Below are 1,179 nucleotides of genomic sequence, written 5' to 3' on the forward strand. Positions count from 1 at the left end.
TCATCTCCACTCCTTGGCGGTTACGATGAGCCAGAAACCCTCTCTTATCAAATAAACCTAAACTGTCCCATTGGCTCTGACGTCAGACACTCGCGGCTCCATTCGTCAGATTTCATTGCTCCGAATTTGAGAGAGGACTGTTCGAATTCATTACGATCAAGCGGCCCTTTTTCCGAATTAAATGAAACGTATGCGATCATGTTGGATAGTTCGGTAACCAGTATTCTCGGCCTCTCAAGGCTATAGTTAACCTTTACAACATAGCCCAAACCCTTCGGCGTGCGTTTGTGAGCTTGTTGACCCTCAGGTCGCTTTACCCAAATTTGACTGTAGCCCTTGTGATTGCCGCCATATAGCGCCCACATTGATGCAGAAGTTTCTATTTCTGAGAAGGAACAAGAGGTACCCAATTCCCGGATCTTTTGGCACATATCGCCAAAGCTATTGATTTCATGGCTTGCAGCGGAAAGCGGGTTGCCAAAGATCTTTCGGACTTTTGATTTTGAGATACCCAACTTGTTTGCGAGTTCATAATAACTTTGCCCCGTAGTGCTGACATATCCGAACTCATCCCTGAATTCTTTTATCCAATCAGCGACTTCCTTTCGCGTTTGCGTCACCTGCACCGGCTGGGCTTCGAATGGGTCGTTTAATTCGTCCATCCGGTTGCACCACACTTCGTTTCGAAGAGCGGCTTGCAACTCCAAGGCGAGAAAATCGGTCGATCCTGAGCGATATCTGAATAGTTGTTCTGGAAGGTTCATTTAGTTCGCATTTGATGTCACTGATCGATAAGCGTTTGGCGTCTTTGAATGTAGTAAAGGGACCGCTGCTCCAGCTTGCTTGGACCAGCCCAAACAGGTCGCTTGATTGCCATCATTCAGCGGCCTCCAACTTGTCCTGAGCGGGCTCAAGAGCTTCGCGGAGGGTTGCCTCAAGCAATCTGGCACGGGTCGTCTCAGCGGTGCTGAGGCTGGCCTCTAGCTGATCGCAGATGGCCATCAGTTCATCGACCTTGGCGACGATGCGCTTTTGTTCGGCGAGGGGTGGCAAAGCGACTACAATCTTGTCCATTCGGTTTTTAGGAAGACTGTCCGTCGTCAGGGATTTTGGGACAGATGGCGCTCTGATCTAAGAGAGGATGTGGCTCATCTGGTTGGTTTGATTATGCGGCGGATT

Annotated in this window: 2 protein-coding genes; both read right to left on the reverse strand. The window is 49.3% G+C overall.

What is annotated here, in order from left to right:
* Nucleotides 1-47: 47 nt before the first annotated feature.
* On the reverse strand, nt 48-764 hold the full coding sequence (locus tag ACR0MV_RS21635) for a hypothetical protein (RefSeq protein ID WP_480703718.1): 717 nt from the start codon (nt 762-764) through the stop codon (nt 48-50).
* Nucleotides 765-876: 112 nt separating this feature from the next.
* A complete protein-coding gene (locus ACR0MV_RS21640) occupies nt 877-1,131 on the reverse strand; it encodes a restriction endonuclease subunit S (protein WP_480703719.1) in 255 nt (84 codons plus the stop codon).
* Nucleotides 1,132-1,179 lie beyond the last annotated feature (48 nt).

It is taken from the genome of Ruegeria sp. BC3 (genome assembly GCF_056539265.1).

Excerpts from the sequence above, each read along its gene's own strand:
- ACR0MV_RS21635 (WP_480703718.1), bottom strand. The coding sequence starts at position 764 with ATGAACCTTCCAGAACAACTATTCAGATATCGCTCAGGATCGACCGAT.